General features: G+C 43.8%; 30 protein-coding genes. 28 read left to right on the top strand and 2 right to left on the bottom strand.

The genetic code is table 11. The features are described 5' to 3' along the window. Positions 1-82: 82 nt before the first annotated feature. Both AY605_RS11820 and AY605_RS11815 read right to left on the bottom strand, forming a co-directional pair. A complete protein-coding gene (locus AY605_RS11820) occupies positions 83-1,390 on the bottom strand; it encodes a peptidylprolyl isomerase (RefSeq protein WP_064096584.1) in 1,308 nt (435 codons plus the stop codon). Further along, positions 1,390-3,843, bottom strand: a complete 2,454-nt coding sequence (locus AY605_RS11815; protein WP_064096583.1) for an LPS-assembly protein LptD — start codon at positions 3,841-3,843, stop codon at positions 1,390-1,392. The genes AY605_RS11820 and AY605_RS11815 overlap by 1 nt, the downstream gene beginning before the upstream one ends. A 121-nt stretch (positions 3,844-3,964) precedes the next feature. On the opposite strand from AY605_RS11815, the gene AY605_RS11810 reads away from it, so the two are divergent. The 28 genes from AY605_RS11810 to pyrF all read left to right on the top strand — a co-directional run bounded on the left by AY605_RS11810 (position 3,965) and on the right by pyrF (position 26,096). After that, positions 3,965-4,978 carry an aminoglycoside phosphotransferase family protein gene (locus AY605_RS11810; protein ID WP_064096582.1) on the top strand — a complete coding sequence of 338 codons (1,014 nt, stop codon included), beginning with the start codon at positions 3,965-3,967 and terminating at the stop codon, positions 4,976-4,978. Continuing rightward, the gene (gene murU / locus AY605_RS11805; RefSeq protein ID WP_064096581.1) at positions 4,979-5,668 is read left to right on the top strand and encodes an N-acetylmuramate alpha-1-phosphate uridylyltransferase MurU; all 690 of its coding nucleotides are present in this window, start codon (positions 4,979-4,981) and stop codon (positions 5,666-5,668) included. Between the two features lie 85 nt (positions 5,669-5,753). Continuing rightward, positions 5,754-6,386 carry a 16S rRNA (guanine(527)-N(7))-methyltransferase RsmG gene (gene rsmG, locus AY605_RS11800; protein WP_064096580.1) on the top strand — a complete coding sequence of 211 codons (633 nt, stop codon included), beginning with the start codon at positions 5,754-5,756 and terminating at the stop codon, positions 6,384-6,386. A gap of 24 nt (positions 6,387-6,410) precedes the next feature. Then, positions 6,411-7,193 (top strand): ParA family protein, encoded by a 783-nt coding sequence (locus AY605_RS11795; RefSeq protein WP_064096579.1) that lies wholly within the window; start codon positions 6,411-6,413, stop codon positions 7,191-7,193. After that, complete coding sequence (locus tag AY605_RS11790; RefSeq protein ID WP_004645475.1) at positions 7,190-8,077, top strand: ParB/RepB/Spo0J family partition protein; 888 nt, start codon at positions 7,190-7,192, stop codon at positions 8,075-8,077. The genes AY605_RS11795 and AY605_RS11790 overlap by 4 nt, the downstream gene beginning before the upstream one ends. A 32-nt stretch (positions 8,078-8,109) precedes the next feature. After that, entirely contained in the window at positions 8,110-8,748 is a 639-nt protein-coding gene (locus tag AY605_RS11785) for a MotA/TolQ/ExbB proton channel family protein (RefSeq protein ID WP_064096578.1), read from the top strand. A 10-nt stretch (positions 8,749-8,758) separates the two neighbouring features. Continuing rightward, on the top strand, positions 8,759-9,181 hold the full coding sequence (locus tag AY605_RS11780; protein ID WP_064096577.1) for an ExbD/TolR family protein: 423 nt from the start codon (positions 8,759-8,761) through the stop codon (positions 9,179-9,181). Continuing rightward, on the top strand, positions 9,181-10,908 hold the full coding sequence (gene msbA, locus AY605_RS11775; protein WP_064096576.1) for a lipid A export permease/ATP-binding protein MsbA: 1,728 nt from the start codon (positions 9,181-9,183) through the stop codon (positions 10,906-10,908). Before AY605_RS11780 ends, msbA begins: the two co-directional genes overlap by 1 nt. Positions 10,909-10,911: 3 nt before the next feature. Beyond that, positions 10,912-11,916, top strand: a complete 1,005-nt coding sequence (gene lpxK / locus AY605_RS11770) for a tetraacyldisaccharide 4'-kinase (protein ID WP_064096575.1) — start codon at positions 10,912-10,914, stop codon at positions 11,914-11,916. A 12-nt stretch (positions 11,917-11,928) separates the two neighbouring features. Continuing rightward, on the top strand, positions 11,929-12,690 hold the full coding sequence (kdsB, locus tag AY605_RS11765; protein ID WP_064096574.1) for a 3-deoxy-manno-octulosonate cytidylyltransferase: 762 nt from the start codon (positions 11,929-11,931) through the stop codon (positions 12,688-12,690). Between the two features lie 14 nt (positions 12,691-12,704). After that, a complete protein-coding gene (locus AY605_RS11760; RefSeq protein WP_064096573.1) occupies positions 12,705-13,685 on the top strand; it encodes a DNA polymerase III subunit delta' C-terminal domain-containing protein in 981 nt (326 codons plus the stop codon). A 15-nt stretch (positions 13,686-13,700) separates the two neighbouring features. Continuing rightward, positions 13,701-14,042 carry a PilZ domain-containing protein gene (locus tag AY605_RS11755; RefSeq protein WP_004278877.1) on the top strand — a complete coding sequence of 114 codons (342 nt, stop codon included), beginning with the start codon at positions 13,701-13,703 and terminating at the stop codon, positions 14,040-14,042. A gap of 27 nt (positions 14,043-14,069) precedes the next feature. Next, entirely contained in the window at positions 14,070-14,843 is a 774-nt protein-coding gene (locus tag AY605_RS11750; protein ID WP_064096572.1) for a TatD family hydrolase, read from the top strand. Between the two features lie 40 nt (positions 14,844-14,883). After that, positions 14,884-15,498, top strand: a complete 615-nt coding sequence (locus tag AY605_RS11745; RefSeq protein WP_064096571.1) for a TetR/AcrR family transcriptional regulator — start codon at positions 14,884-14,886, stop codon at positions 15,496-15,498. Between the two features lie 9 nt (positions 15,499-15,507). Beyond that, complete coding sequence (locus tag AY605_RS11740; RefSeq protein WP_064096570.1) at positions 15,508-16,059, top strand: type II secretion system protein; 552 nt, start codon at positions 15,508-15,510, stop codon at positions 16,057-16,059. Next, a complete protein-coding gene (gene gspI, locus AY605_RS11735) occupies positions 16,049-16,567 on the top strand; it encodes a type II secretion system minor pseudopilin GspI (RefSeq protein ID WP_228138653.1) in 519 nt (172 codons plus the stop codon). The genes AY605_RS11740 and gspI overlap by 11 nt, the downstream gene beginning before the upstream one ends. Further along, complete coding sequence (gene gspJ / locus AY605_RS11730; RefSeq protein ID WP_064096568.1) at positions 16,564-17,199, top strand: type II secretion system minor pseudopilin GspJ; 636 nt, start codon at positions 16,564-16,566, stop codon at positions 17,197-17,199. The genes gspI and gspJ overlap by 4 nt, the downstream gene beginning before the upstream one ends. Positions 17,200-17,211: 12 nt before the next feature. Continuing rightward, positions 17,212-18,183: a type II secretion system minor pseudopilin GspK gene (gene gspK / locus AY605_RS11725; protein WP_081406369.1), complete on the top strand. Its 972-nt coding sequence runs from the start codon at positions 17,212-17,214 to the stop codon at positions 18,181-18,183. A gap of 151 nt (positions 18,184-18,334) precedes the next feature. After that, a complete protein-coding gene (locus AY605_RS11720; RefSeq protein ID WP_064096567.1) occupies positions 18,335-18,931 on the top strand; it encodes a 6-pyruvoyl trahydropterin synthase family protein in 597 nt (198 codons plus the stop codon). 46 nt (positions 18,932-18,977) lie between these two features. Then, on the top strand, positions 18,978-19,691 hold the full coding sequence (gene ung / locus AY605_RS11715; RefSeq protein ID WP_064096566.1) for a uracil-DNA glycosylase: 714 nt from the start codon (positions 18,978-18,980) through the stop codon (positions 19,689-19,691). Continuing rightward, a complete protein-coding gene (locus tag AY605_RS11710) occupies positions 19,688-20,809 on the top strand; it encodes an enoyl-CoA hydratase/isomerase family protein (RefSeq protein ID WP_064096565.1) in 1,122 nt (373 codons plus the stop codon). Before ung ends, AY605_RS11710 begins: the two co-directional genes overlap by 4 nt. A gap of 6 nt (positions 20,810-20,815) precedes the next feature. Beyond that, positions 20,816-21,331 (top strand): tRNA adenosine(34) deaminase TadA, encoded by a 516-nt coding sequence (gene tadA, locus AY605_RS11705; RefSeq protein WP_064096564.1) that lies wholly within the window; start codon positions 20,816-20,818, stop codon positions 21,329-21,331. Between the two features lie 59 nt (positions 21,332-21,390). Further along, positions 21,391-21,822, top strand: coding sequence for an SRPBCC family protein (locus AY605_RS11700; RefSeq protein WP_064096563.1), 432 nt, complete (start codon positions 21,391-21,393; stop codon positions 21,820-21,822). A 17-nt stretch (positions 21,823-21,839) separates the two neighbouring features. Continuing rightward, the gene (gene cmk, locus AY605_RS11695) at positions 21,840-22,523 is read left to right on the top strand and encodes a (d)CMP kinase (protein WP_064096562.1); all 684 of its coding nucleotides are present in this window, start codon (positions 21,840-21,842) and stop codon (positions 22,521-22,523) included. 110 nt (positions 22,524-22,633) lie between these two features. Continuing rightward, the gene (rpsA, locus tag AY605_RS11690) at positions 22,634-24,310 is read left to right on the top strand and encodes a 30S ribosomal protein S1 (RefSeq protein ID WP_064096561.1); all 1,677 of its coding nucleotides are present in this window, start codon (positions 22,634-22,636) and stop codon (positions 24,308-24,310) included. Between the two features lie 163 nt (positions 24,311-24,473). Beyond that, the gene (locus AY605_RS11685) at positions 24,474-24,779 is read left to right on the top strand and encodes an integration host factor subunit beta (RefSeq protein ID WP_064096560.1); all 306 of its coding nucleotides are present in this window, start codon (positions 24,474-24,476) and stop codon (positions 24,777-24,779) included. Positions 24,780-24,800: 21 nt separating this feature from the next. Next, positions 24,801-25,166, top strand: a complete 366-nt coding sequence (locus AY605_RS11680; protein ID WP_064096559.1) for a lipopolysaccharide assembly protein LapA domain-containing protein — start codon at positions 24,801-24,803, stop codon at positions 25,164-25,166. A gap of 249 nt (positions 25,167-25,415) precedes the next feature. Continuing rightward, a complete protein-coding gene (gene pyrF / locus AY605_RS11675; RefSeq protein ID WP_064096558.1) occupies positions 25,416-26,096 on the top strand; it encodes an orotidine-5'-phosphate decarboxylase in 681 nt (226 codons plus the stop codon). Positions 26,097-26,209: the final 113 nt, after the last annotated feature.

Raw genomic sequence — 26,209 nt, 5'->3', positions numbered from 1 at the left:
TTTTTTATATGTGCATGTTTCGAAAAGTTGAATTAAAAAGCCAGCAATATATTGCTGGCTTTTTATTAGTAGCTCAAGGAGCTTAACGGTTACGTTTAGGATCGAGTTGTGGGTCTTTAATTTCAACATAAGCGTTATTACGTATTTCACGTAACCAGCTGTCCAGCTCCGCATCAAATTGACGTTCACCTAATAATTGGCGGGCCATACGTTCCTGATATTCCTGTGTCATATCTTGTTGACGTGTTTCACTCACTTGAAGAATATGCCATCCAAACTGGGATTGAAACGGTTTGCTAAACTGACCTACTGGGGTGCTTTTCATTTGCTGTTCAAATTCAGGCACCATTACTCCTGGGCTGACCCAACCCAAGCTTCCACCATCACGTGCCGAGCCAGGATCAGTAGAGAATGTTGAAGCTAGAACAGTAAAATCCTCACCTTGTTTCAGGCGGTTATACAGACTATCAATCATCTGTTTGGCATTTTCTGGACTTACCACTTCAGAAGGTTGAATCAAAATATGCCGCGTCAAATACTGAGTAACAAGAGCTTTCTGTTCACCACCTTTACGTTCCAGAAGTTTTAGGACATGTACTCCATCGGCAACAGGAATCAGTTCAGAAGTCTGACCCGGTTGCAGGGTGGTCACACGAGCAGCCAGTTCAGCCGGAATTTCTGACAGGTTTCTTACCCCCATGTCAGCAGCTTCGACTTTAATGCCACTCTTGCTGTATTTTTTGCTGATTGCCTGAATATCATTGCTGTTATTTAATTCTTGCTTTACCTGATTCGCAATCTGTTCAGCATTTGCACCGCTTATACGCATATGCAGCACATGCACCTGGCTGCCGAGCAAAGCCTGACCTTGTGGTGTATTCAGGAAGTTTTTAACATCTTGATCTGTAATTTGAATCCGTGAAGTCACAATTTGTTGACGTAAACGGTTTAGCGCCAGATCTTCAGCAATACGATTACGTAAAGAAGCATAGGTATTTGGTCCCATAGCATCCAGTTTTTGCTGGAAGGCTTCCAGAGTTGGTGAACCAGCATTACGGGCAACTTTCAGAACTGCTTCATTTAAGGCTTTTTCATCTGGACGAATGTTATAGCGTTTTACTTGCTCAAGCTGTGCTTGGCGAATAATGAGTTGTTCTAGGGCTTGCTGTTCAAGATATTGTTGTGGTGGAACTGTCTTTTTCTGTTTTTGCAGCTGATGTGAAATTTCGGCTACACCTTGAGCTAGGTCACTACGCAGAATAACACTATTGTCGACTACAGCTACAACTTCATCTTTAGGTTGGGCAACAGCAAATGTCGTCATCGCTGAAGAAAGGCATAGCGCAAGAGCGGTTGCTTTAAAAATTTGTTTTAACTGTTTTGTCTTCATTAACGTTCTGTCCAAATTTGATTGATATTGTTAAAACCTAGAATACGATTTTCTAGTAATGAGGCGAGTTTACTGCTTAACCCACCTAAGCCTTTCAGGCTGACTTCGGCCAAAATAGCTCGTTTAGGCTTGACGTTTGAATCATTAACATCATCTAAGTCATTGTAATATGAGCGGCCATAAACAGATACTCCCCAGCAGCATGACTCATAGTTTACGCCAAGTAAATATTCACGTGCGACACTATTGTTGAGATCAAACTGGGCATGTCCAACCAGACGCCAGTTGTTGGCAATCGGCTGGATAAATGAGCCAACGATCTGATCATAGCGTTCCTGACGGTCTGGAATATTTTTGCGGTAGAAATAGCCTAAGTTGTACAGGTTGCCTTGATCACCCGTGTAATAGACCTGCAAATCGCGTTCAGCATTATCACCATTTGACATCCAGCTTGAGTTTAGATTTATATACACATTATTGGAGAGCTGGCTGGTGAGCTGGATCACTGGTCCGGTATGACTTTCACGATCAAATTCATCTGCATCGCTTTCCAGTGTTACCCGGCGGTCTTCAAAAAAGAAACTCTGTCCGATACTGGCACGTAAACGCTCCAGCCCCTCTTCATTGAATAAGCTATAGCTGAGACCGAGGGAGGCAAAATTATTGTCTTCCAAACGGTCATTACCATAAAAACGGCGTGCACTAAATAACTGGTCGTAATTGATCGAAGCTACTACGGAATCAAAGTTAGGTTGATTCTGCTGGTTTTCATATGGCGAATAGGCATAGAAAAGGCGAGGCGTCAGGGTTTGTAGATAAGTTCCTTCTTTCTCAAAGATCAAGCCGGTATCCAGAGTGAACTGTGGAACTACAATTGAGCTGTTTTCACTAGATGCGCTACGGTTTTGGGTTTTTTCATCATAGAAGGTATTGATGTTACGTAATGATGCTTTAGGGATGAAAAAAGACCAAGGGGTAAAATGGTTGTAACTTACAGAAAAGTCGTTATAAATCCGCGTACCACTTGGTTGATATACCTTTTCGTCATTTGAACCCGTATCAACAAAATTTTTCAGGTCTTTTTGGAAATAAGCCGTGTCATTTTTAAATTCATACTGTAATCCCAATGGATTACCAGTTTTATAATGCACTAAAAGCTGAGGTAAACGTGCATAAGGACGATCTTCATCTGGAACAGAGGGATCAAGGGTCTGGAAATCTTCAACTTTAAATTGTGCTTTTAGGCCGGGAATACCATTTCTATAATTGACTTCCCAGGCACGGCGCAGGTTTAAATCACTTTTTGAGTTCGGGTTGTTATCCAGATCGGCAAAGAAATCTTTATCTGATGCGTAATTATATTCCAGATTGGTGGAAAACTGCTCGTTGATTTGCCAGGCATGCAAAAAGTGTAAGTCTTTGCGGTCTCTATTGTCATAGCTTCTATCTGAAGGTAAATAGCCACCCCAGATCCGTCCTAATCCATAATCTTCAGTCAGATAGCGGAACTCGCCCTCCAGCATTAAACCACGGTCTCCAATATAGCGCGGCGTGATTGTCGCATCATATTGTGGTGCTAAATTCAGATAAACAGGAACACCAAGTTCAAATCCACCATCATTGGTAAAGCCAAAAATCGGTGTCAAAATACCGGTGGTTCGGCGATCATCAATCGGGAAATTAAAATAAGGAACTGCTAATACTGGAACATCTTTAACATAAAGCTTGGTGTTTTTGGTTTCACCACGTCCGGTTTCCTGATTAAGCTTGATCTTTTCTGCCTGAATTTTCCAGGTAGGTTTCTGATCAGGCGGGCAGGTGGAGTAAGTGGCATTTTCCAACTCAAGAGTATTGTCTGAGGTCTTGGCAATTTTTTCAGCACGACCGTGAGCATGCTGCTGTTCTGCAATGTAGAAACTGTTATATAAATCACCCTGCTGGGTTTTTAAATTATAATTTATATCGTCACTTTGCGAGATTAATCCACCTTGCGCAAGTTGCACATTACCTTCTGCCTTGGCATAGGTCTGGCTCTGATCGATGGTGACTCGCTCTGCACGGATTTGACGGCCTTGCTGGTCAATTACCACATTTCCTTGCAGGAAAGAATCACCCGTCGGATCATAATATCCATAATCGGCGCTAATGGTTGAGGTAGCCTGATCTGGCGCAACGGTTTCTGCATCGGGGGCAATCGGAGTGACCCAGGCACCTTTACAGTAGGCAGAGCTTAAATATTTTCCCTGACGTTGCTGTGCTTCAGCAGAGGATTTGTCGACATAATATTGCGAGAAGAATGCTTCGCCTGGATAGGTCTCATTAATGCGCTGTTTAAGCTGTTCTGCATTTACATCGGACGAGACATTTGATGCAGCAAAGCTGGAGGCTGAGCTGCCACATAAAAGGGTTAAGATCGCAGTCGCTAGAGGATTTATTTTAAAGTGATGCTTCATTTGTCTCATTAACCAATCATGCTTTTATCGCAATTAATTATTGTCGCATCATAGAGAAAAAGTTGATAAGTAGCTACACTTAGCACTTTAAAAACTCAGCCTGTATTAGAATTAATTGCAAATGAATACACAACGCGAACAATTGATACAATCTTGGATTGCCTCTGTACTCGGTTCAGATCAATTTGAAACTCATTTTTTAGCAGGTGATGCCAGCTTTCGTCGTTATGCACGAATCAAGCTGAATAATAAAACATTTATGTTGATGGATGCACCACCAGAAAAAGAAGATTGTGTGCCTTTTGTGACGATTGATGAATTTTTTGATGCTCATGGCGTGCGTGTTCCGCATATCGTCGCAAAAGATTTGAAGAATGGTTTTTTACTTCTGGAAGACTTTGGTGATGTCCTGCTGTCTAATCTGCTGAATGATGAGACTGTAGATGCCTATTATGAGCAAAGCTTTAAACAGCTGATTCAGCTGCAATCCATTCCGGGAGAAGGGCAATTCCCCGCCTATTCTTATGAAAAGCTGATCTCGGAAATGGAGTTGCTGACCGACTGGATGCTGCCGGCTTTAAAGGTACAGCCCACAGAGGCAGAATCAGCCTTGATCAAGCGTACCTTTGCAATTCTGGCCAATGCTGCTTTGGCACAACCTCAGGTCATTGTGCATCGTGATTTTCATAGCCGGAATTTGATGAAAATCGAAAATGAAACCGAACTCGGTGTGATTGATTTTCAGGATGCCGTGATTGGTGCGGATACTTATGACCTGATTTCGATTACCCGTGATGCCTATGTGCAGTGGAATGCCGACCGTGTGTATCGCTGGTTCAAAAACTTTTATGACTTGTTGCCAGCATCTGCTAAAGAAGAGCGTGACTTTGAACAGTTTAAAAAAGATGCCGACATGATGGCGATTCAGCGTCATATCAAGATTTTAGGTATTTTTGTGCGTCTGTTTGAACGTGATGGCAAGTCAGGTTATCTCAAGGATTTACCACGTGTAATGTGGTATCTGCTCGAAGAATCAAAAGCTTATACTGAACTTCAGCCATTCATGCAGTTTATCCGTGACCGAGTGATGCCGGCTTTTGAAGCCAAATATGGCTCATATGAGGTGGCTGCCTAAATGAAAGCGATGATTTTGGCCGCAGGCCTTGGCAATCGTATGCGCCCCTTAACTTTGCATACCCCGAAACCCTTGCTTGAAGTCGGTGGCAAACCACTTATCGTCTGGCATCTAGAAAAACTGGCGGCAATCGGTGTTACTGAAATTGTGATCAATACGGCCTGGCTGGGTGGGAAACTTGCAGAAGCTTTGGGTGATGGTTCGCAATTCGGCGTGCACATCCTTTGGTCACATGAAGTTGAAGGTCTGGAAACTGCTGGTGGCATTATCAATGCCTTGCCGTTACTCGGTGATGAACCTTTTATTTTATTAAATGGTGATGTCTGGACCAGTATGGACTTTGCACCTTTACTGGATGTTGAGCTGGGTGAAAATCTGGCACATCTGGTTTTGGTCGAGAATCCAGAACAACATCCTGAAGGTGATTTTACGCTTGCAGGTGGGAAAGCCTATACTTTTGATCAGAAAGTCGAAGGTGAAAAACTGACGTTTAGCGGTATATCCGTACTTGATCCGAAAATGTTTGCAGGCCTGGAAGCTGGAAAGCGTCCTCTGGCGCCTTTATTAAAGGCTGCGATGTTGAATAATGAAGTTGCTGCCTCAAAGTTGACAGGTATTTGGGTTGATGTAGGAACTCCCGAGCGTTTGACAGCACTGGATTTGGCAATCCGTGAAGGGAAGTCTGCTTAAGTGAATATTCACTAAGCACTGCCTACTGTGCCAATATAGAGAAAACGGTATACTTCCACCTAACTTTTTCGAGCGTAGATTGTTTATGCATATGTTTTTTCAAGAACTAAAGCAGGGTAGCCAGGCTTTGGGTTTAGAGCTATCTGATGAGGCTTTAAATTTATTACTCAAGTATCAGGATGCTTTGGTGCTGTGGAACAAAGCATATAATCTGACTGCGATCCGTGATCCTAAGGAAATGCTGGTCAAGCATCTGCTCGACAGTCTGAGCATTCTGAAAGATTTACCAGCAGGCCGTTTGCTCGATATCGGTACGGGTGGTGGTATGCCGGGCATGATCATTGCTTTATGTCAGCCTGAGCGCGAATGTGTATTGCTGGATTCGAATGGTAAAAAAATCCGTTTCCTGAAGCAGTTTATTGCTGACCTGAAATTAAAAAATGTCATTGCGGTACAAACCCGCGTAGAAAATGAAGACAGTATTAACGAGCTGGGCCAGTTTGATGTGATTACCAGTCGAGCATTTGCTTCATTGACCGATTTTGTCAATGCAGCTAAACCTTATATGCATGAGCAAACTATTATTGCTTCCATGAAAGGTTTAATCCCTGCAGATGAAGTGGCTGCATTAAAAGATGAATTTAGCTGTCAGATTATTGAACTGAAAGTTCCGCGCCTGGACGAACAACGTCATTTACTTCTATTAAAACGTATTTAAATTTTTTGGAAAATCGGGGTCAACATGGCACAAATTATTGCGATTGCTAACCAGAAGGGTGGTGTCGGTAAAACCACAACCGCAGTAAATTTGGCGGCATCTTTAGCTGTGTTAAAAAAACGCGTTCTGCTGGTGGATATGGATTCTCAGGGCAACGCAACCATGGGGTCGGGAATTCAGAAAAATGACCTGCTGTATTCGGTCACGGATGTCTTGCTGGGTGAAGTACCGATTGAAACGGCGATCTCTAAAGCAGAAGTTGGCTACAAGGTTCTGGGGGCCAACCGGGATCTGGCTGGGGTGGAGCTGGCAATTGCAGAACAGGAAGGGCGCGAGTTCATTTTGCGTGATGCATTGCAGGAAATTGAATCTGCATATGATTATATTATTGTTGACTGTGCGCCAAGTTTAAGCCTGATTACGGTGAATGCTTTGGCAGCCGTGGATGGTGTGATCATTCCAATGCAATGTGAATACTATGCCCTGGAAGGTCTGGCAGATCTGACCCAGACCATCGACCGGATTCAGCAAGCACTTAATCCGGAGCTGCAGATTGTTGGGGTATTACGCACCATGTACGATGCACGCAATGCCTTGACCCGTGATGTATCTGAAGAACTGGAACAATATTTTGGTAAAAAACTGTATGAAACCGTGATTCCACGAAATATACGTCTGGCTGAAGCGCCGGCGCACGGTTTGCCAGTGATTTATTTTGAAAAAAGCTCAAAGGGTGCAGTTGCTTACTTAAATCTGGCAGCTGAAGTATTAAAGAAAAGCAAAGTGAAAAAAGGAAGTAAAGCATGACCGTCAAGAAACGTGGACTCGCCAAAGGTCGTGGCTTGGATGCCTTGCTGGGATCAATTCAAAAAGAAAAATTACAGATGGAAGCCCAAGGCATTGATCATGGTCAGCTGAAACAGATCGATGTAAACTTGCTCAAGCGCGGTGAATACCAGCCACGCCGTTATATTAACGAGCAGGATTTGCAGGAACTGGCGGCATCGATTGAGAAGCATGGAATCATGCAGCCAATTGTGATCCGACCGGTTGATGATGAGCGCTATCCGTATGAAATTATTGCAGGTGAGCGTCGCTGGCGTGCGGCACAGTTAGCGGGTTTAACTGAAATTCCTGCGATTGTACGGGATCTGAATGATCAGGTTGCCATTGCACTGGCGCTGATTGAAAACATCCAGCGTCAAGATCTGAATCCGATTGATCAGGCGCTGGCCTTACAGCGTTTCCATGAAGAATTTGGCCTAAGCCATCAGGAAATTGCCGATACAGTGGGTAAAGCCCGCACAACAGTAAGTAACCTGCTTCGTTTGCTTAGCCTGGCTGAAGAAGTAAAAGACTTTATGCAGCAGGGTTTGCTGGATATGGGACATGCACGTGCGATCTTAACCTTAAAAGCTAAAGATCAGCTTAAAGTAGCGGATATTGTGATTGAAAAAAGTCTGTCTGTGCGCCAAACCGAGCAGTTAGTCCGCGATTTCAATACACCTAAACAAGAAAAAGTAAAAGAAGCAGTAGCACCAGATATTCAACAATTGACTCAGCGCCTTTCGGAGCGTTTCAGTGCAGATGTTAAAATTGACTATAACAAGCAAGGCAAAGGAAAACTGGTTATTAGCTATCACTCTTTAGAAGAACTTGATGGCATTCTGTCTATTTTAGAAGATGAATAAATTTATCTATTTTTTATTGGGGAATAAATTAGATGTGGGAATTGGTTAAAGCAGGTGGCTGGCTTATGCTGCCCCTGGTCTTGTGTTCTATCTTTATGCTGGCGATTTCGATCGAGCGTCTGATTCGCCTGAAAAAGAACGCAGTACTTCCGTTGACTCTGTTAATGGGTTCGTCGCAAAATGCTGCACAAGTCATGCAAAAAATGAATCAAAGTGCGGCCTTAAAGCGTAGTACTTTGGGTCGGGTATTTACCGCAGGTTATGCGACTAAACAGCAGGGTGAGCAGTATGCTCGCGCGCAGATGGAAGTAGTGGCTTCACAGGAAATCGGGTATCTGGAAAAAAATATTAATTTTCTGGGTACGCTGAGTGCAGTTGCACCCTTACTCGGTTTGTTGGGGACTGTACTTGGGATTATTGAATCTTTCCTGATGATCGATGTGGGAACTGGAAGTGATCCGGTCTTGATGATGCCCGGTATTTCCAAGGCTTTAATTACCACAGCAGCCGGTATGCTGATTGCAATTCCTGCACTGTTTGCGCACCGTTATTTTCAGCGTCTTGTTCAGGAATATGTGGCTGAACTTGAGCAGCAAGCGACTTTGTTTCATGCGGATCTTTTTTATCGCAATCATGCAGATATAGACCAAGACATGCAAAAAGCCAGCTAGGAGGCGGATGATGAAATTCAAACGCAACCAGGTGGAAGATGTGCATATTAATCTGACACCAATGATTGATTGTCTGCTGTTTATTCTGGTCTTTTTGCTTTTGTCGACGACTTTTAGCCAAATGAGCCGAATGAACCTGACCTTGCCTGATGCGCAAGGGGTACCGCCTAAAAGCTATGATCAGAAAGTTGAAGTGATTGTGGATGCTAATGGTCATTATGCAGTCAACGGTCAATCCTTGGTCAGCAAGGAAGTTGCGGATTTAAGTACTGCAATTAAACAGATTTCAAATGAACGCCGTGATTTAATGTTTGTCATCGCAGCTGACGCAAAAGCCAGTCATCAGGACGTGATTCGTGTCATGGATGTGGCCGGGCAGCTCGGCTTTGTGAATATCAATATCAGTACCAAAGTACCTACCCGAGGTTATTAGTGAAGCACGATTTTAAGGTCTATCTTCGCCTTTTAAGTTATTTAAAACCATTTTGGGGCATCGCATTACTTGTCCTGGTAGGTTTTTCTATTAATGCGGCCACAGAAGTTTCTGTCGCCAAATTGCTGGAATATATTATTGAGGCGATTCAAAATAAAGACCAGAGTTTCACTTCACTTTTCCCATTTTTGGTGGTCATACTCATGTTCTTCCGGGGCTTGGGTCTGTTCATGGGGGGGTATTTTACTGCGGTGATTTCCCGGAATCTGGTGTTCAATATCCGTCAGGAAGTTTTTGCAAAATTGCTGCGTTTACCGTCCCAGTATTATCTGGACAATACCAGCGGGCATATTACTGCCAAAATCATGTATAACGTGGAGCAGCTAACCGCCGCTTCAACTGAAGCCCTAAGAACCTTGTTGCAACAAGGTTTGATCACTCTGGCATTATTAGGCTACCTGTTGTATACCAACTGGCGTCTGACCATGTGTATCCTGATTTTTGCACCCGTCATCGGTTTTATTATCAGTAAAGCTGCAAGACGGATGCGTAAATTATCGCAGCAAGTACAAGACACCATGGGTGATGTGAACCATGTGGTGCAGGAAACGGTGAATGCCAACCTGATCGTCAAGGGCTTTGGTGGACAAAACTACGAGCAGGAACGCTTTAAACAGAACTCGCTGGAAAACTTGCGTCGTGGCTTGAAAATGGTTGCTGTACAACAGTTGAATAGTCCTGTGGTTCAGCTGATCATGTCGATTTCACTGAGTATTGTGATGTTTATTGCCTTGCGTCCGCAAATTCTGGGTGATACCTCTGCGGGTGAATTTGTCGCTTATATTACTGCGGCGGGTATGCTGGCAAGACCAATCAAAGCCTTGACGGATATCAATGAAAAAATTCAACGTGGTATGGCCGCAGCACATTCAGTATTTGAATTGCTGGATATGCCTGAGGAAAAAAATACCGGGACGTTGACTGATAGCTTAAAAGGCGACATTGAATTTAAAGATGTCAACCTGATTTATGATGATGGTCATCATGCCATTCATGATTTTAATTTAAAGGTGAAGGCCGGTGAAACAGTGGCGCTGGTCGGTCGTTCTGGGGCCGGTAAAAGCTCGCTGGTGAATCTGCTGGTGCGTTATCAGGATGCGACTTCGGGGCAGATCCTGCTGGATCAGAAACCGATTGAAGATTTTGAAATTACCGCCTTGCGAACCCAGATTGCCATGGTGAACCAGCAAGTAGTACTGTTTAACCGAACCGTGCGGGAAAATATTGCTTATGGTCAGCTCGAAGGTGCTTCCGATGAAGATATTATCGCGGCAGCAAAGGCAGCCTATGCGCATGATTTTATTATGGCATTGCCGCAAGGTTATGATACTCAGCTGGGTGCCCAGGGTTTAAACCTGTCTGGTGGCCAGCGTCAGCGCATCGCCATCGCACGAGCAATTTTGAAAAATGCCTCTATCCTGATTCTGGATGAAGCGACCAGTGCGCTGGATAATGAGTCGGAATACTTTATTCAGCGTGCCTTTGATAAAGCCATGCAGGACCGTACGACGATTGTGATTGCACATCGTTTATCGACGATTGAAAATGCTGACCGTATTGTGGTTATGGATCAGGGCCGTATTGTTGAGCAGGGCAGTCATGCCGAACTGATTGCGCTACATGGTGCTTATTATCAGTTGCATCAGCGTAACTTTGAGGAACAGTAACTTATGGCACTGGCACAAATCATTCAGGATGCTTGGAATGCACAGGCAAAGTGGCTGGTGGTGCTGCGTCCTTTGTCATGGTTGTATCGCCTGGGTTTTGTCAGCAATCACTGGCTTTATCAAAAAGGCATTAAAAAAAGTTATAGCGCGCCGATTCCCGTTATGGTGATTGGTAACATCACAGTCGGTGGTAGCGGGAAAACACCTTTGCTGATTCATCTGGTGGATTATTTAACCGAGAAAAATGTTCGGGTAGGCGTGATCAGTCGAGGCTATGGCGGCCAAGGTCCATTTCCTGCCTATGTCGACTTTAATACCTTGCCGGAGATTGTCGGAGATGAGCCTGCCTTGATTGTACAGGCAACAGGCGTGCCGATGGCAGTTGGTCCCAACCGGCAGAAAAGTATCGAGTTGCTGCTGCACAAACATGAACTGGATCTGATTATCTGTGATGATGGCCTGCAGCACTGGGCCTTGAACCGCCAGATTGAGTGGATTGTGCTGGATAATAATCGCGGTCTGGGCAATCAGAAACTGCTTCCAGAAGGTTATCTACGTGAACCAGTGACCCGTTTGAAAACGGGAACCGTAATTGAGCATGCAGCCCATCCAGGTTCTGAACTGAATATGCATCTGGCTGCATCACAGCCTTATTTGCTCAGTCAGGACAGCACTAAAATCTTTAACCCTCAAACGGCTTTTTATGCGGTAGTCGGCATTGGCTTTCCACAGCGGTTTTATCAGACCTTGCAAAATTTAGGCATAGAACAATTTCAGTGTCATGAGTTTCCAGACCATCATGACTATGATATTGAGGATTTACAGTTCGATGATAATAATCCGATCATTACGACTGAAAAAGACGCAGTAAAAATTATGGCGCTACTTAAACAATATCCAGATTTTAAACAGGATATCTGGGTAGTGCCAGTCGATGCAGTCCTATCGCCAGCCTGCTATACAGTCTTGCAGCAACAGTTACAACAATACGGTATTCAATTTTCTTAAGGCTCATTCATTATGAAACACATTGTTATTCCTGCACGTTTCGCCAGTTCACGTCTGCCGGGTAAACCGTTGCTGGAAATTCATGGTCGTCCCATGATTCTGCGAGTAGTGGATCAAGCCAAAAAAGTGCAAGGTTTTGACGATCTGTGTGTGGCAACTGATGATGAGCGTATTGCTGTCGTTTGCCGTGCTGAAGGCATTGATGTGGTGATTACCTCGGCAGATCATCCTTCCGGCACAGACCGCTTGAGTGAAGTGGCTCGAATCAAAGGTTGGGCCAGTGATGACATCATTGTTAATGTACAGGGGGATGAACCCTTACTGCCGGCGCAACTGGTAAAACAGGTTGCTCAACTTCTAGAAGATCAGCCTGAATCTTCCATGTCGACGCTATGTGAGCCGATCTATCAATTAGATGAATTCAAACGTGACAGCATTGTAAAAGTCGTCATGTCAAAACACCAGCAGGCACTGTATTTTAGCCGTGCTACCATTCCTTATGACCGTGATGGCGCGAAACTGGCTGAACCGAAGCTGCATGATCAGGCCTATCGTCATTTAGGTCTATATGCCTATCGGGTCAAACTGTTGCAAGAATATGTGACTTGGGAAATGGGTGTGCTGGAGAAACTGGAATCTCTAGAGCAGTTACGGGTACTGGAAAATGGACACCGTATTGCCATTGCGGTGGCTGAAGCCAACTTGCCGCCAGGGGTGGATACCCAGGAAGATCTGGATCGCCTGAATCAGATGGATCTTTCCCATTTTGCCTAAGAAGAGTCAAATACATGCCTTTTGATGTCAATGCACATATCTATCCATGGCAGCAACAGGTTTGGGAAACCCTGACCGGGCGCTTTCCCAAGCTTGGGCATGGTTTATTGTTTTATGGAAAAAAAGGCTGTGGCAAAGAAGCGTTTACTCAGCATTTTCTGGCCTGGGTGTTATGCCTGAATCGTCAGCCTGCCGGGCCATGTGGTGAGTGCAGTAGCTGTCAATGGTTAAAGGCAGACACCCATCCCAACTATGTGCATATCAGTACCGATGACGACAATAAAAAACAAAATGCCAAAATCAAGATCGAGAAGATTCGTGATCTTTTACCTTTTGTGCAACAGACTGTAGATGGTTGGCGCGTGATTGTGATTGAGCCTGCAGAAGCCTTGAATATTGCCTCTGCCAATGCCTTGCTCAAAACGCTGGAAGAACCCGGTGATAATACAGTCATTATTTTACTGGCGAACCATTATTTAAAATTGCCCGCGACCATACGCAGTCGTTTGCAGCACTTTGCTTTGGACCGGATTTCCGCCGAGCAATTTAGCGATTATGTCCAGAATCAGCTCCCGGATGCAGGTGCTAGCCAACAACAGTTATTGATGAACCTGTCCAATCAGATGCCGTTACAGGCATTAGAGGTTGCACAAAGTGCCTGGCTGCCACTGCGTCAGGAATTCCTGCAAGACTGGCAAAAACTGGTCATGCAAAAAAATATGCCGATGGCAATTGCGACCAAATGGAATAAAAACCTGAATTTTAGTGACTTTGCTCAAATGTTTGAATACTTGTTGTCCGATTTAATTTGTGTCAAGCTAAATCAGACGGTGAAAAACATTGACCTTGAATTCAATGTCCTTGCCGAACAATATTCATTAGAAGCACTTTTTAAAATTTATGAGGATTTTCAGCAAGCCAAGCAATACCTCGAACAGAATGTCCAAAGCAATCTGGTCATCGATGAATTGTTTATCAAGCTGATGAATCTTTAATTAAGGGGAAATCACATGCAACCACGTATGGGCGGTATTATTCAGGCCAATATTCCTGACATCGAAACACTGTTTGCCAGCTATATGCCTTATGTTGTGGGTGGTGGGCTTTTTATTCCTTCCAAGCAGCCGGTCAAACTGGGCGAAGAAGTTTTTGTATTGACGACTTTGCCTGACCAGACCCAGAAAATTCCTTTAACCGGTAAAGTCATCTGGGTCTCGCAAAAGCAGAATGGCATCAAGCCCCAAGGCTTTGGCATCCAGTTAAGCGGTGAAAAAGGCGTTTATTTCAAAAATGAAGCAGATCGTCTGGTTGCGGGTCTTAAATCTGAAGGACGTAAAAGTTACACTATGTAGTTAATTTACCCTTGGTAGGAACGCATCGTGTTTGTAGATACTCATTGTCATTTAACCCTGCTTGATTTGACCCCATATCATGGTGATCTGGATCAGGCATTGGCTCAGGCTCGTGAAGCCGGTGTTTCCAAATTCATGAGTATCTCGGTCGATCTGGATGATCATATCGAGCTGGCCAAAATTGCCGCGCGTCATGCAGATGTCGGTTATACCGTTGGCGTACATCCTTGCGAAGATGCTGCCACGATGGCGCGTGCCACGACTGAATATCTGGTCGAGCTGGCGCAACCGGAGAAAGTCTGGGCGCTCGGTGAAACCGGTCTGGACTATTATCACAGTACCGATTTTATTGCAGAACAGAAAGCCTGCTTTGCCCGGCATATCCATGCATCACAAATCACCAAAAAGCCTGTAGTTGTTCATACCCGTTCCGCCAAGCATGATACTGTCGATATTATCCGGGCGGAAAAATCGACACACGGGATTTTGCACTGTTTTACCGAAGACTGGGAAACTGCAAAAGCAGTACTGGACTGCGGTTATTATGTGTCATTTTCCGGAATTATTTCCTTTAAGAATGCGCAAGATTTGCGTGATGTCGCCAAGCAGGTTCCGCTGGATCGTGTGCTGATTGAAACTGATAGTCCTTATCTTGCGCCAATGCCGTATCGTGGTAAATCTAATGAGCCTAAATACGTTCCTTATGTAGCCAAAGCGCTTTGCGATGTATATGATAAGTCAATAGAAGAAATGGCTTATATCACAAAGCAGAACTTTGAAAATCTTCTGAATTTAAAGTAAATAAAGTTATATAAAGTACAAGAGAGTTTATAGGGTGAAGATGGATCGTCAGGCTCAGTTTCGAGCAAGAGAAACCTTGATTTTTCAAGTTGCAGAACAGCTCCTGCTGGAAAATGGTGAAGCGGGAATGACGCTAGATGCGCTTGCTGCCGAGCTTGATCTGGCCAAAGGGACACTTTATAAACATTTCCAGAGTAAAGATGAGCTATACATGCTGCTGATTATCCGTAATGAGCGCATGTTGCTGGAAATGATTCAGGATAGCGATAAAGCTTTTCCTGAACATCTGGCCTTCTTTATGCTGCATCATTTGCATCATCCTGAGCGTACCGTGCTGTTTCACCAGATTGAAGAACGCCTGTCAACAACTGGCGTTGGAATTCAGCACCTGTTTAGCGAACTCTATCAGGTACGTAAACAGCGCTTACGTCTGATTATCCGTATGACAGAAACTTATCTGGCATCCATCAACAGCCATATGTCAGTACGCGATTATCTGGCTTCGATCTGGTCGCTGACCCATGGTGCTGCAGCAATTCTCAATTCCAGTTTCTATCAGCGTTATCTGGGTTCACGGGATACCTTGCGTGTGGCCTATATTGATCAGGCACTGGCTTTGCCCAAGCAGGTACATCCTGCCGAGCAGTTTGCCTAAGGTCGTCCTATGATCAGATCACCTCACAGCGCAGTTCGTGGCTTTACCTTAATCGAATTGATGGTGGTGATTGTGATCATGGGTATCATGGCGTCTTTGGTGCTGTTAAATACCAGTGGTGTCGATCAGCGTAAGGCCATGCAGGCGCGTGAAATTTTATTGATGGACTTGCAGCGGGTATTACGAGAAGCCAATGACCAGTCCAGGATACTCGCGCTTGATGTTCAGACTGCGACAGATGTCACGCCATTTCGTTATGGAATTATAGAGTATCGTTCAGCAGCGCAGAGCGGTCAGAACCTGCAAAATGAGAAATGGCAAAGTTATGCAGATTTTAAATTGCGCAGTTTGCCTGATCATGTTTCCTTCCAGATTCAGAGCTTGGAGCAGCAGCGTTTTGCCAATGCAAAAAACCGTGATCTGACTCAGGTAAATTCTCCTCAGTTAATCTGGCTCGGCAATGGTGAGGTTAAACCGGTACGGATTCAGTTCTTTTTCGAAGAGCGTGAAATAGGAGCTGCCATTGAAGTTGACCATCTGGGTAAAATCAATGAAATCTAGATATTTCAAGCAGAATGCTGGTTCGGATGCTATCAAGTCGTTTAAGCCCAGTGTTTATGGATTTGATCATGTGTACTGCGAGCATAGGACTTCGTCTTGCGTTCGGACGAAACGTTGTTTCGTTTATCCTCGCTCAGGTTTTACCTTACTGGAAGTCATGGTGGCCCTGGCAATTTTTGCGACCGCAGCCATGACCTTGACCAAAGTCGCGATGCAATATACCCAATCGACCTCAAATGCTATTTTGCGGACCAAGGCTCAATTTATTGCCCTGAATGAAGTGGCAAAAATGGAAATTAATCAGGAATGGATGGAAGGGACGGCTTCCAAACAGCTGACCCAGCAAGGTGAAACCTGGAAAGTTGATAAACGCAGTGAGCCGACGGTAAGTCCCAACGTACAACGAATTGAGTTGCAGGTTAGTCTGGTTAACCCGGACAATGGTCAGGTGGAATCTGGCATCAGCAGCCTGATGTTCTTTAATCATCGCATGAACAATACTCCATGAAACCTAAAGGATTTACCCTGGTTGAATTATTGGTCGCAATTGCGATCTTTGCAGTATTGTCTGCTTTAGGCTGGAAAGTTTTTGATTATATTGTCAAAACCAAAGATCAGAATGTGATTCATGAACAGCGTTTAGGGCAGTTACAGGAAACATATCAGCAAATTCTGCGAGATACCGTACAGGCAGTACCCTTAACGGCCAACATCAATGGAGATATACAGCCGGCTCTGGTGTTGCAGAACGGACGCTTTAATTTCAGTAAAACCGGGGTAACTGATCCTTTGCAAGAAGGAATTTCCCCCGATGAGCGCATTGAATATCAGTACCGGCCCGATGAGCAGAAACTTTATCGCCTGAAATACCGGAATTTGAACCAAACCGGCCAAGACCAGCCGGAATCCAGTGTTTTACTATCGGAAGTGGAACAATTTCAGATTGTGGTGCTTAATCCGAATGAACTCACGCAATGGCCGGATGCCTCTGTGGATCTGAACCAGTTAGAGCAGAAGCAACGTTTGCCCAAAGGGATTAAAATCAATTTAACCGTAAATGGTATTAGCTATGAATGGATATTTAGTTTGTTAAACACAGATTTTTTGCTTGATGCTCAAAATACAGGCCAACCAGGCTAAGAATAATAAGAAATGAAAATGAAAAAAGCGATCATGATCAAACAGCAGCAGGGCATTGCACTGATTACCATTTTAGTGATGGTGGCATTGGCGACTATTCTCGCTGCCACAATTGCAAAGCGTCAGGCTGCCACAGCAGAAAGTACTGCTTATCTGATGCGCCAAAATCAGTCTCTTATATATGCCAAAAGTGCTGAGGCCTTTTTTTCAGAACTCTTGGTCGATGATGCCGAAAATGCCGCTGAGGTTGATCATTTACAGGAAACCTGGGCGCAGCCCATGCCGGCTTTTCCGGTAGAAGACGGGTATGTCTCAGGAATAATACAGGATGAATCGGGCAAGTTTAATTTAAATAGCCTGGTCACTGCTGAAGGTACGGTGAATGAAAATGCCAAGGTATGGTTTGAGCTGATCTTAAAGCGCGCCGGTTTACCCGCACAGCTGAGTGAAGCAGTCATTGACTGGCAGGATGAAAATGAGATTCCCAGCGGTTCGATGGGTGCTGAATCTAATTATTATCAAGGCTTGCCCAATGCGGCTTTGCCCCCAAACGCAAAGTTTCATAGTGTGGAAGAATTAAAACTGATTCGCGGCTTTGAAGAAAATAAATATAAACTGATTGAATCTTATCTCACTGCCGCACCCATGCAGGACAGTACAGTCAATATCAATACAGCCTCGGCTTTTCTTCTGGCCAGTATGGATGAAAAGCTTGATGTGAATGCAGTGCAGCAGTTACTGGATCAGCGTCAGGCCAATTTGGAGCATTTTTCCAATGTTTCTGAGTTATGGGCGCTTGAGCCTTTTGCTCAGGTCGAGGCAGCTAAGCGAAATGTGTTGAACAGTCTGCTTGGAGTGCAATCCAATTATTTTAAAGCCCAAATTGAAGTGGTTTTAAGTGAGCGCAAGCGTCAGTTTAGCAGTGAGCTGGTGCGTCGGGATAAACAGGTTTATGTCGCTTACCGCAGCATGGCGCCCTTTTAAGTATAGTTTATAAATTATACAAATCGAATGGATCTGAATATGGCTTGATGCCTTTTCCCTATCATGCTAAACAGCAAAATTAATCCTCAAAGCTCTACTTTTGCTTTATAATCATAATTAATTCACCTATTTTTTGACGACATTACGGCATATGTTAATTCGTAAGTTATTTAAGTTTGAGAATGCTCATATTGTGCGTAACTGCACGTCAGATCGCTGTAAGCGTTCGATCCATGGCCATAGCTATAAAGTCGAGTTATTGCTGAAAGCCTCGAAGCTGGATCATGGCCAGATGGTTTATGATTTTGGTCTGCTCAAAGGGGTGATTAAGGATTTCTTTGATTCATTTGACCATGCAATCTGCTTCTGGCAAAAAGATGATCCTGAATATATTCAGGCTTGCAAGAATTTTAGTGCGCGTTGGGTTTCTTTGCCGGTTTCGCCGTCTGCAGAACAGTTTTCTCGCATTTTCTTCTTTCTGGCACAGCAGGTGCTGGCATCGACGGTGACGCAAAATGGTGAAGGTGATGTTGAAGTCCATTCTGTGATTGTGCATGAAACTGATACAGGCTATGCACAGAGTTTTCTAGAAGATATTCAAAATGAACAGATGGGGGTTTTGAGTCTTGACCAGATCGAGTTCTCGGAGCAGGTGCAGGCTGAATGGGCAGATCCGGACATGTTTGCCAAGCTGAAACAGGGTGTGCCATTTCATAACCCTGCAGTAGATTTACAGGTACAGATCTAGAGTCTGCATGACTTTAAATCGATTGACATAGATTTAGGATTGAAGAATGTCTTTAAATGAACAGCAACTGGCCAAACTGAATAAAGTTCAGCTGGATGAAAGCTGGAAATACGGATTGAGTGATTTTTTACTCAGTCCGAAAATGGATGAATTAAAAGCATTTCTCCTTGAAGAAAAAAAAGCGGATAAAGTCATTTATCCACCGAATCACCTGATTTTTAATGCTTTGAATACCACGCCGCTAGATCGGGTCAAAGTCGTAATTATTGGTCAGGATCCCTATCATGGTCCGAATCAGGCACATGGCTTAAGCTTTTCAGTGCAAAAAGGGGTTGCATTGCCCCCATCTTTACGTAATATCTTTCACGAGTTGCACAGTGATTTAGGCATAAAGATTCCTAAGCATGGTGACTTGACGCACTGGGCGGAGCAGGGCGTACTTCTGCTGAATGCTGTACTGACAGTGGAAGCCGCTCAACCAACTTCACATCAGAAACGTGGCTGGGAAGATTTTACTGATCACGTCATTGATGTATTGAATGAACAGCGTGAACATATTGTATTTATTCTTTGGGGCGCATACGCACAGCGTAAAGGACAGCGCATCGACCAAAATAAACACCTGGTATTAAAAGCAGCGCATCCGTCGCCTTTGTCGGCTAACCGGGGTGGTTTTTTTGGTTGTAAAGTTTTTTCGAAAACAAATAATTATCTTAAACAACATGGCATTGAGCCTATAGATTGGCAGCTGGACGCATGACATATTCTCCTGTAACTAAACCTTACCATCCGGATCTGATTGTTGAAGAAGCGCACAATGGCTGGCGTATCGTTCGCTTGAATCGGCCAAAATCTTTACACGCGCTGGATGAATCGATTGCTTCCGCACTTCTGGAAGTATTTCAGGATTTTCATCATGATGACAGCGTCAAAGCCATCTGGCTGGATTCAACTACACCGAAAGCTTTCTGCGCAGGTGGGGATGTACGTAAGCTGCGTCAACTGGTCATTAATGATGAAGTGGCGGCTGCCAATAAGTTCTTTGAGCAGGAATACGCGCTCGATCTGTTATTGCATAATTATGCCAAACCCATTTTAGTCTGGGGTGAAGGCTATGTGATGGGTGGTGGCTTGGGCCTGTTTATGGCGGCACCTTTCCGTTTGGTGACGCCGTATTCACGTTTGGCGATGCCTGAAATTAATATCGGTTTATATCCAGATGTAGGTGCAACCCGTTTCTTGGCGGATCGTGGTGCAATAGGTCTATTCACAGGCTTGACCGGTTCCATTATGACCGCTGCCGGCGCTTATGGGATTGGCTGGGCCACTCATATTTGTGATGCACAGCGTGATTCAGTTTTGCATAAAGTCGTTAATATCGATTGGGGTCATTATCCTGCAGGTGACTTTCGCGCCATTGATGACACCCTGAACAGTATGCACCGTCCGGTAGGTCCGGGGCCGCTGCAAAACTCCCTGGATGTCATTCATAGTGTTTGCCGTGGTATCAACTTTGAGCATGATTATGAGTCAATTATTGGCCTCAGTGACGCACGCAGTGACTGGTTGCGTCAGGCCAGTGAAAACCTGAAAAAAGGTTCACCCACCACTGCAGCCTTGACCTGGCTATTATGGCAATGGGGTAAGCAGGTACATTCCTGGAAGGAAGTTTTTGAACTGGAAGTTCAGATCTCAGACTGGAAAATTCGTCATCATGACTTTGTTGAGGGTGTACGAGCACGTCTGGTCGATAAAGACCTTTCTCCTGAATGGAAAAAGGGTACGGATATGAGCCTGAAAGGAATCTTATCCCAAAATCCTCCGGTTACGACTATTGAAAGCTGGAATGACATGCTCAAGCAGTATGGTGTGATTTAAGTCTTAATGTCCGAAACACAATTTACAGATGAATACTGGATGCAGCATGCTTACGAGCAGGCTGCACTTGCTGCTACACAGGGTGAAATTCCCGTGGGTGCGATTATCGTCAGCCAGAATCAGATCATTGGCCAAGGGTTCAATGCGCCCATCACATTAAATGATCCGACTGCACATGCAGAAATTGTTGCACTGCGGGATGCCTGTCAAAACATTCAAAATTATCGGTTACCTGAAGATGCGGTACTGTATGTAACCCTCGAGCCATGCACCATGTGTGTCGGCGCACTGGTTCATTCACGGGTTTCACGGGTAGTATTTGGGGCATTTGAATCGAAAGCAGGCTCACTGGTGAGCGCACGCCAACTGTTTGAAACTGGCTATTATAATCATGTGTTTCCTTTCAAGGCGGGTTGTATGCAGCAGCAATGCTCGGAACAGTTAAGTGTATTTTTTAAAGTGCGTCGTGAACAGAAACGGCAACTCAAGTTACAAGAAAAGTCATTAAATACGCAGAAATAATTCTAGCTTATCCGCTAGAATTTGCTCACTTTCAAATATCTGTAATTTCAGGAATAATAATGAACAGTATTCAAGTAAAAAAAGAATTTCCGGCAGCAATTGATGATGTCTTTAATTTGATGTCCAAGCATGCCACCTATAATGTGGCTTTTGCACCGATGCAGGTTGAGCGAATCAAGGATTCTGCAGATGTTGAATATCCAGATGGGCTGGGTTCAGTGCGTGCAATGGGGGTGGGGCCTGTAAAGCCGCTGAAAGAACAAATTACCCTGTTCGAGCCGAATAGCCGCATCGAATACCAGATTATTAAAAATCCGCTGATCAAGCATCATTTGGGTATTATTGAATTTGAAGCGCTGGCTGATGATAAAACACTAGTGACTTATACGATTGAATTGCAGGCACGTGCACCTTTTGTGAGTAAATTAATCCTTGCACAGTTACGGGCAGCGATTAAACTAGGCCTGACAAAACTCGCAAAATCTGTTTAAACAACAACGGGAAAGCAATGACAGTTCAAATTATTACCATTGATGGTCCAAGTGGGTCGGGCAAAGGTACGTTGGCAGCGAAACTGGCTGCGCATTATCAGTTTCATTTATTAGACTCTGGTGCTTTATACCGTCTTTTGGGTTTGTCATTGCATCATCATGATTTGCTGGACTCATTGGATACCAAATTGCCAGAATGCGTACAAATCGCAACAAATCTAGATATCCAGTTTGTCAATACAGATACCGGGGTGCAGGTGTGGCTGGATGGCGAAGATGTGTCCCAAACCATTCGCACTGAGCGGGTGGGAGAATTTGCTTCAAAAGTTGCAGCAATTCCTGAGCTTAGAGCCGCCATGGTTTCACGTCAACATGCTTTTGCACAGGCGCCGGGCCTGGTGGCAGACGGGCGTGATATGGCAACCAGTATCTTTCCTAACGCCCAGGCAAAGATATATTTGACGGCCTCGGCTGAATCGCGCGCGCAAAGACGTGTAAAGCAGTTGCAGGGTATGGGGCTGGATGTTAAAATAAACGACATTTTAGCTAATATCATTGCACGCGATAAACGAGATATGGAACGCATTGTTGCTCCACTCAAGCCTGCCGATGATGCTTACATTATCGACAGTTCAGATTTGAACATCGATGAAGTATTCCAGCTGATGACTACTTATGTAGATCAGCAGTTAGCAAATTAACCCAATTTTATCAGCAAACGCATAGCTTGATCAGTTTTATATGGACTATGTAGATGCTTAATTAAACCGGCCTTGTCTGATCCAAGACCGCTGACTTTATCGGAAATATCATGACCGAATCTTTTGCAGCCCTCTTTGAAGCAAGCGAATTAAACCTCAACGTTGAAAAGGGTGCAGTAATCCAGGGCGTTGTAGTAAGCATTGACTCTGATTGGGTAACTGTTGACACTGGCCTTAAATCTGAAGGCGTTGTTGACCGTGCTGAGTTCTTAAATGAACAACGTGAACTTGAAGTTCAAGTTGGCGACACTGTAGACGTAGTTGTTGAAGCACTTGACAACGGTATGGGTCAAACAGTTCTTTCTCGCGAAAAAGCTAAACGCGCAGAAACTTGGACTAAACTTGAAAAAATCTTTGAAGACGGCGAAATCGTTACTGGTGTTATCTCTGGTAAAGTTAAAGGTGGTTTCACTGTTGACATCGGTCCAGTACGTGCGTTCCTTCCAGGTTCTTTAGTTGATACTCGTCCTATTCGTGATACTACTCACCTAGAAGGCAAAGAGTTAGAATTCAAAGTAATCAAACTTGACGCTAAACGTAACAACGTTGTTGTTTCACGTCGTGCTGTTATGGAAGCTGAATCTTCAGCTGACCGTGAAGCTCTTCTTGCTCAGCTTGAAGAAGGTCAAACAGTTACTGGTACTATTAAAAATCTTACTGACTACGGTGCATTCGTTGACCTTGGCGGTATTGATGGTCTTCTTCACATCACTGACATGGCTTGGAAACGTATCAAGCATCCTTCAGAAGTGGTTGAAGTGGGTCAAGAAGTTACTGTTAAAGTACTTAAGTTCGACCGCGAACGTAACCGTGTTTCTCTAGGTCTTAAACAACTTGGCGAAGATCCATGGTTAGCGATCATGAACCGTTACCCTAAAGGTTCAATCGTTAAAGCGCGCGTAACTAACCTGACTGATTATGGTTGTTTCGCTGAAATCGCTGAAGGCGTTGAAGGTTTAGTACACGTTTCGGAAATGGACCATACAAACAAAAACATCCACCCATCTAAAGTTGTTCAGATTGGTGACGAAGTTGATGTTATGGTTCTTGAAGTTGATGAAGAGCGTCGTCGTATTTCTCTTGGTATCAAACAAACTCGTGCTAACCCATGGGAAGAGTTTGCTAAAGAGCACGATAAAGGCGAAAAAGTTTCTGGTACGATCAAATCTATCACTGACTTCGGTATCTTCATCGGTTTACCAGGTGGTATCGACGGTCTAGTTCACCTGTCTGATATTTCTTGGAACGAACAAGGCGAAGAAGCAATTCGTCGTTACAAGAAAGGTGACACTGTTGAAGCGGTTATCCTTTCTGTAGACGCTGAAGGCAACCGTATCAGCCTTGGCATCAAGCAAATGAACAACGACCCGTTCAATGATTTCCTTGCTGCTAACGAACGCGGTGCTTTGGTTAAAGGTACTGTAACTGCAGTTGATGCTAAAGGCGCAACTGTTAAGTTGGCTGACGAAGTTGAAGCGACTCTGAAAGCATCTGAAATCAATCGCGATCGCGTTGAAGATGCAACTAAGTTCCTTGAAGTTGGTCAAGAAGTTGAAGCGAAGATCATCAACGTTGATCGTAAATCTCGCGCAATCAACTTGTCTATCAAAGCGAAAGACGAAGCTGAAGAGAAAGAAGCAGTTGCTAACTTGAAAACAGCACCAGCTGGTCAAGACAATGGTCCTAAAACTATTGGTGACCTGATCAAGGCGCAAATGAGCAACTAAGTAAGCGTCTGAATTGTATTGTTAATGTAAATTAACTAATACTTTTTATACAAATACTGTAAACGGTAGCGTAGTATTTAATTATTGCGCTACCGTTTTGTATTTAAACAGGTTATTATCTGGAAATAGATCCCAAGTAGCTTGATAATTAAAGAGGTCGCAGATGACTACTGAAGCACTTAATAAGTCTGACTTAATAGAGCGTATTGCGTTAAAAAATCCGCATTTGGCTGAACCCTTAGTGGAAGAAGCAGTCAAAATCATGATCGATCAAATGATAGAGGCTTTATCATCTGATAATCGTATCGAGATTCGTGGATTTGGTAGTTTTGCATTGCATCACCGTGAACCGCGCGTAGGGCGTAACCCTAAAACTGGTAAATCAGTAGAAGTGGCTGCAAAAGCAGTTCCGCACTTCAAACCAGGTAAGGCACTTCGTGATGCGGTAAACGAGTCTGCACAAAAATAATTGTAAATATACGGGGTGCTCATGCGTTACGTTCTGGTCATTCTATTATTAGTACTGTTTGGTTATTCATTAGCTTTAGTTCTGCAAAATGGTACTGAATTGTCAGTGGACTTGTTATTTACTCAAGTTCCAGCAATGCGCCTGGGATTATTACTTCTCCTCACTTTATCTTTGGGTGTAGTTTTGGGCCTGTTATTAGGTGTTCAGATCTTCAGGGTTTTTCAGGCGAATTGGGAAATTAAAAGGCTTCGTAAAGACATTGAACACCTACGTAAAGAACAATTGAATTCAGCCAAGTTAATGGCTGCTGAAGCAGCCGTCCATACCCGGCATGAAAAAACTGTGTTAGATATTAATTCTAATGACCGACCATCGACACCACTTTAGGTGAAAGTGCCAGGCAAAAGTTGTTTTTAAACATTTTATATTGCCAATTTTAATTAAACGCCTTTTAACTTAGCTTTAAAGGCGTTTTTTATTATTTATCTATATATAATTATATCTAAAATAATATTTAAAATTATATAAATAAATAACTTAGTTTGAATTACCAAGTATATTTTGTGAAAATATTCTTGGTCGGCATGAGCTTAGTCCGTATAATATCTTAATTTTGTCAATTTGAAGGGTCTACTCATGAGTATCATCGTTGCACTGGATGCTAAAAGCCAATTTGATGCCTTAACGATTGCGGAACAGCTAGATCCTGCTTTATGTCGAGTAAAGATTGGCAAAGAGTTATTTACCCATGAGGGGCCAATCATTGTCAAAGCACTTCAAGATAAAGGTTTTGATGTATTTCTGGATCTGAAATTTCATGACATTCCAAATACAACAGCACAGGCAGTATGCGCGGCAGCAGATCTGGGAGTGTGGATGGTCAATGTACATGCTTCAGGTGGCCGTAAAATGATGGAAACCTGTGTAGAGCGGTTAAAAGCAGGTAATTATAAGACTCAGTTGATTGCCGTCACAGTTCTTACCTCGATGGGCCGTGAAGACTTAAAGGATATTGGTCTGGATATTGAACCCAATGAGCATGTAAAACGTCTGGCTCAGCTGACCAAAGACAGTGGTCTAGATGGTGTGGTCTGCTCAGCTCAAGAAGCAAAAATGTTGCGTGAAACGATTGGAAAAGACTTTGCATTAGTGACGCCAGGCATTCGTCCAGAAGGATCAAATGCAGATGACCAGAAACGTATTGTGACACCGAAACAGGCGATGCTAGATGGTTCAACGCATCTGGTGATTGGTCGTCCGATTACCCAGTCTAAAAATATGCGCCAAACCTTAAAAGATATTCTAGATACCTTGTAATATGATTTGACCAACAAAAAGCCTTTCCAATGAAAGGCTTTTTTTATATATTCAGAAAATATCAATAATAATTAAAGGAAAACCTATGAATGCATCTGAATTACCTTCAGAAA

This window comes from Acinetobacter sp. SFD, from assembly GCF_001647575.1.
In the GTDB taxonomy this organism is placed as follows: domain Bacteria; phylum Pseudomonadota; class Gammaproteobacteria; order Pseudomonadales; family Moraxellaceae; genus Acinetobacter; species Acinetobacter pecorum.
The sequence above is the reverse complement of the archived record's forward strand: the minus strand, read 5'-3'. Positions and strand labels throughout refer to the sequence as shown.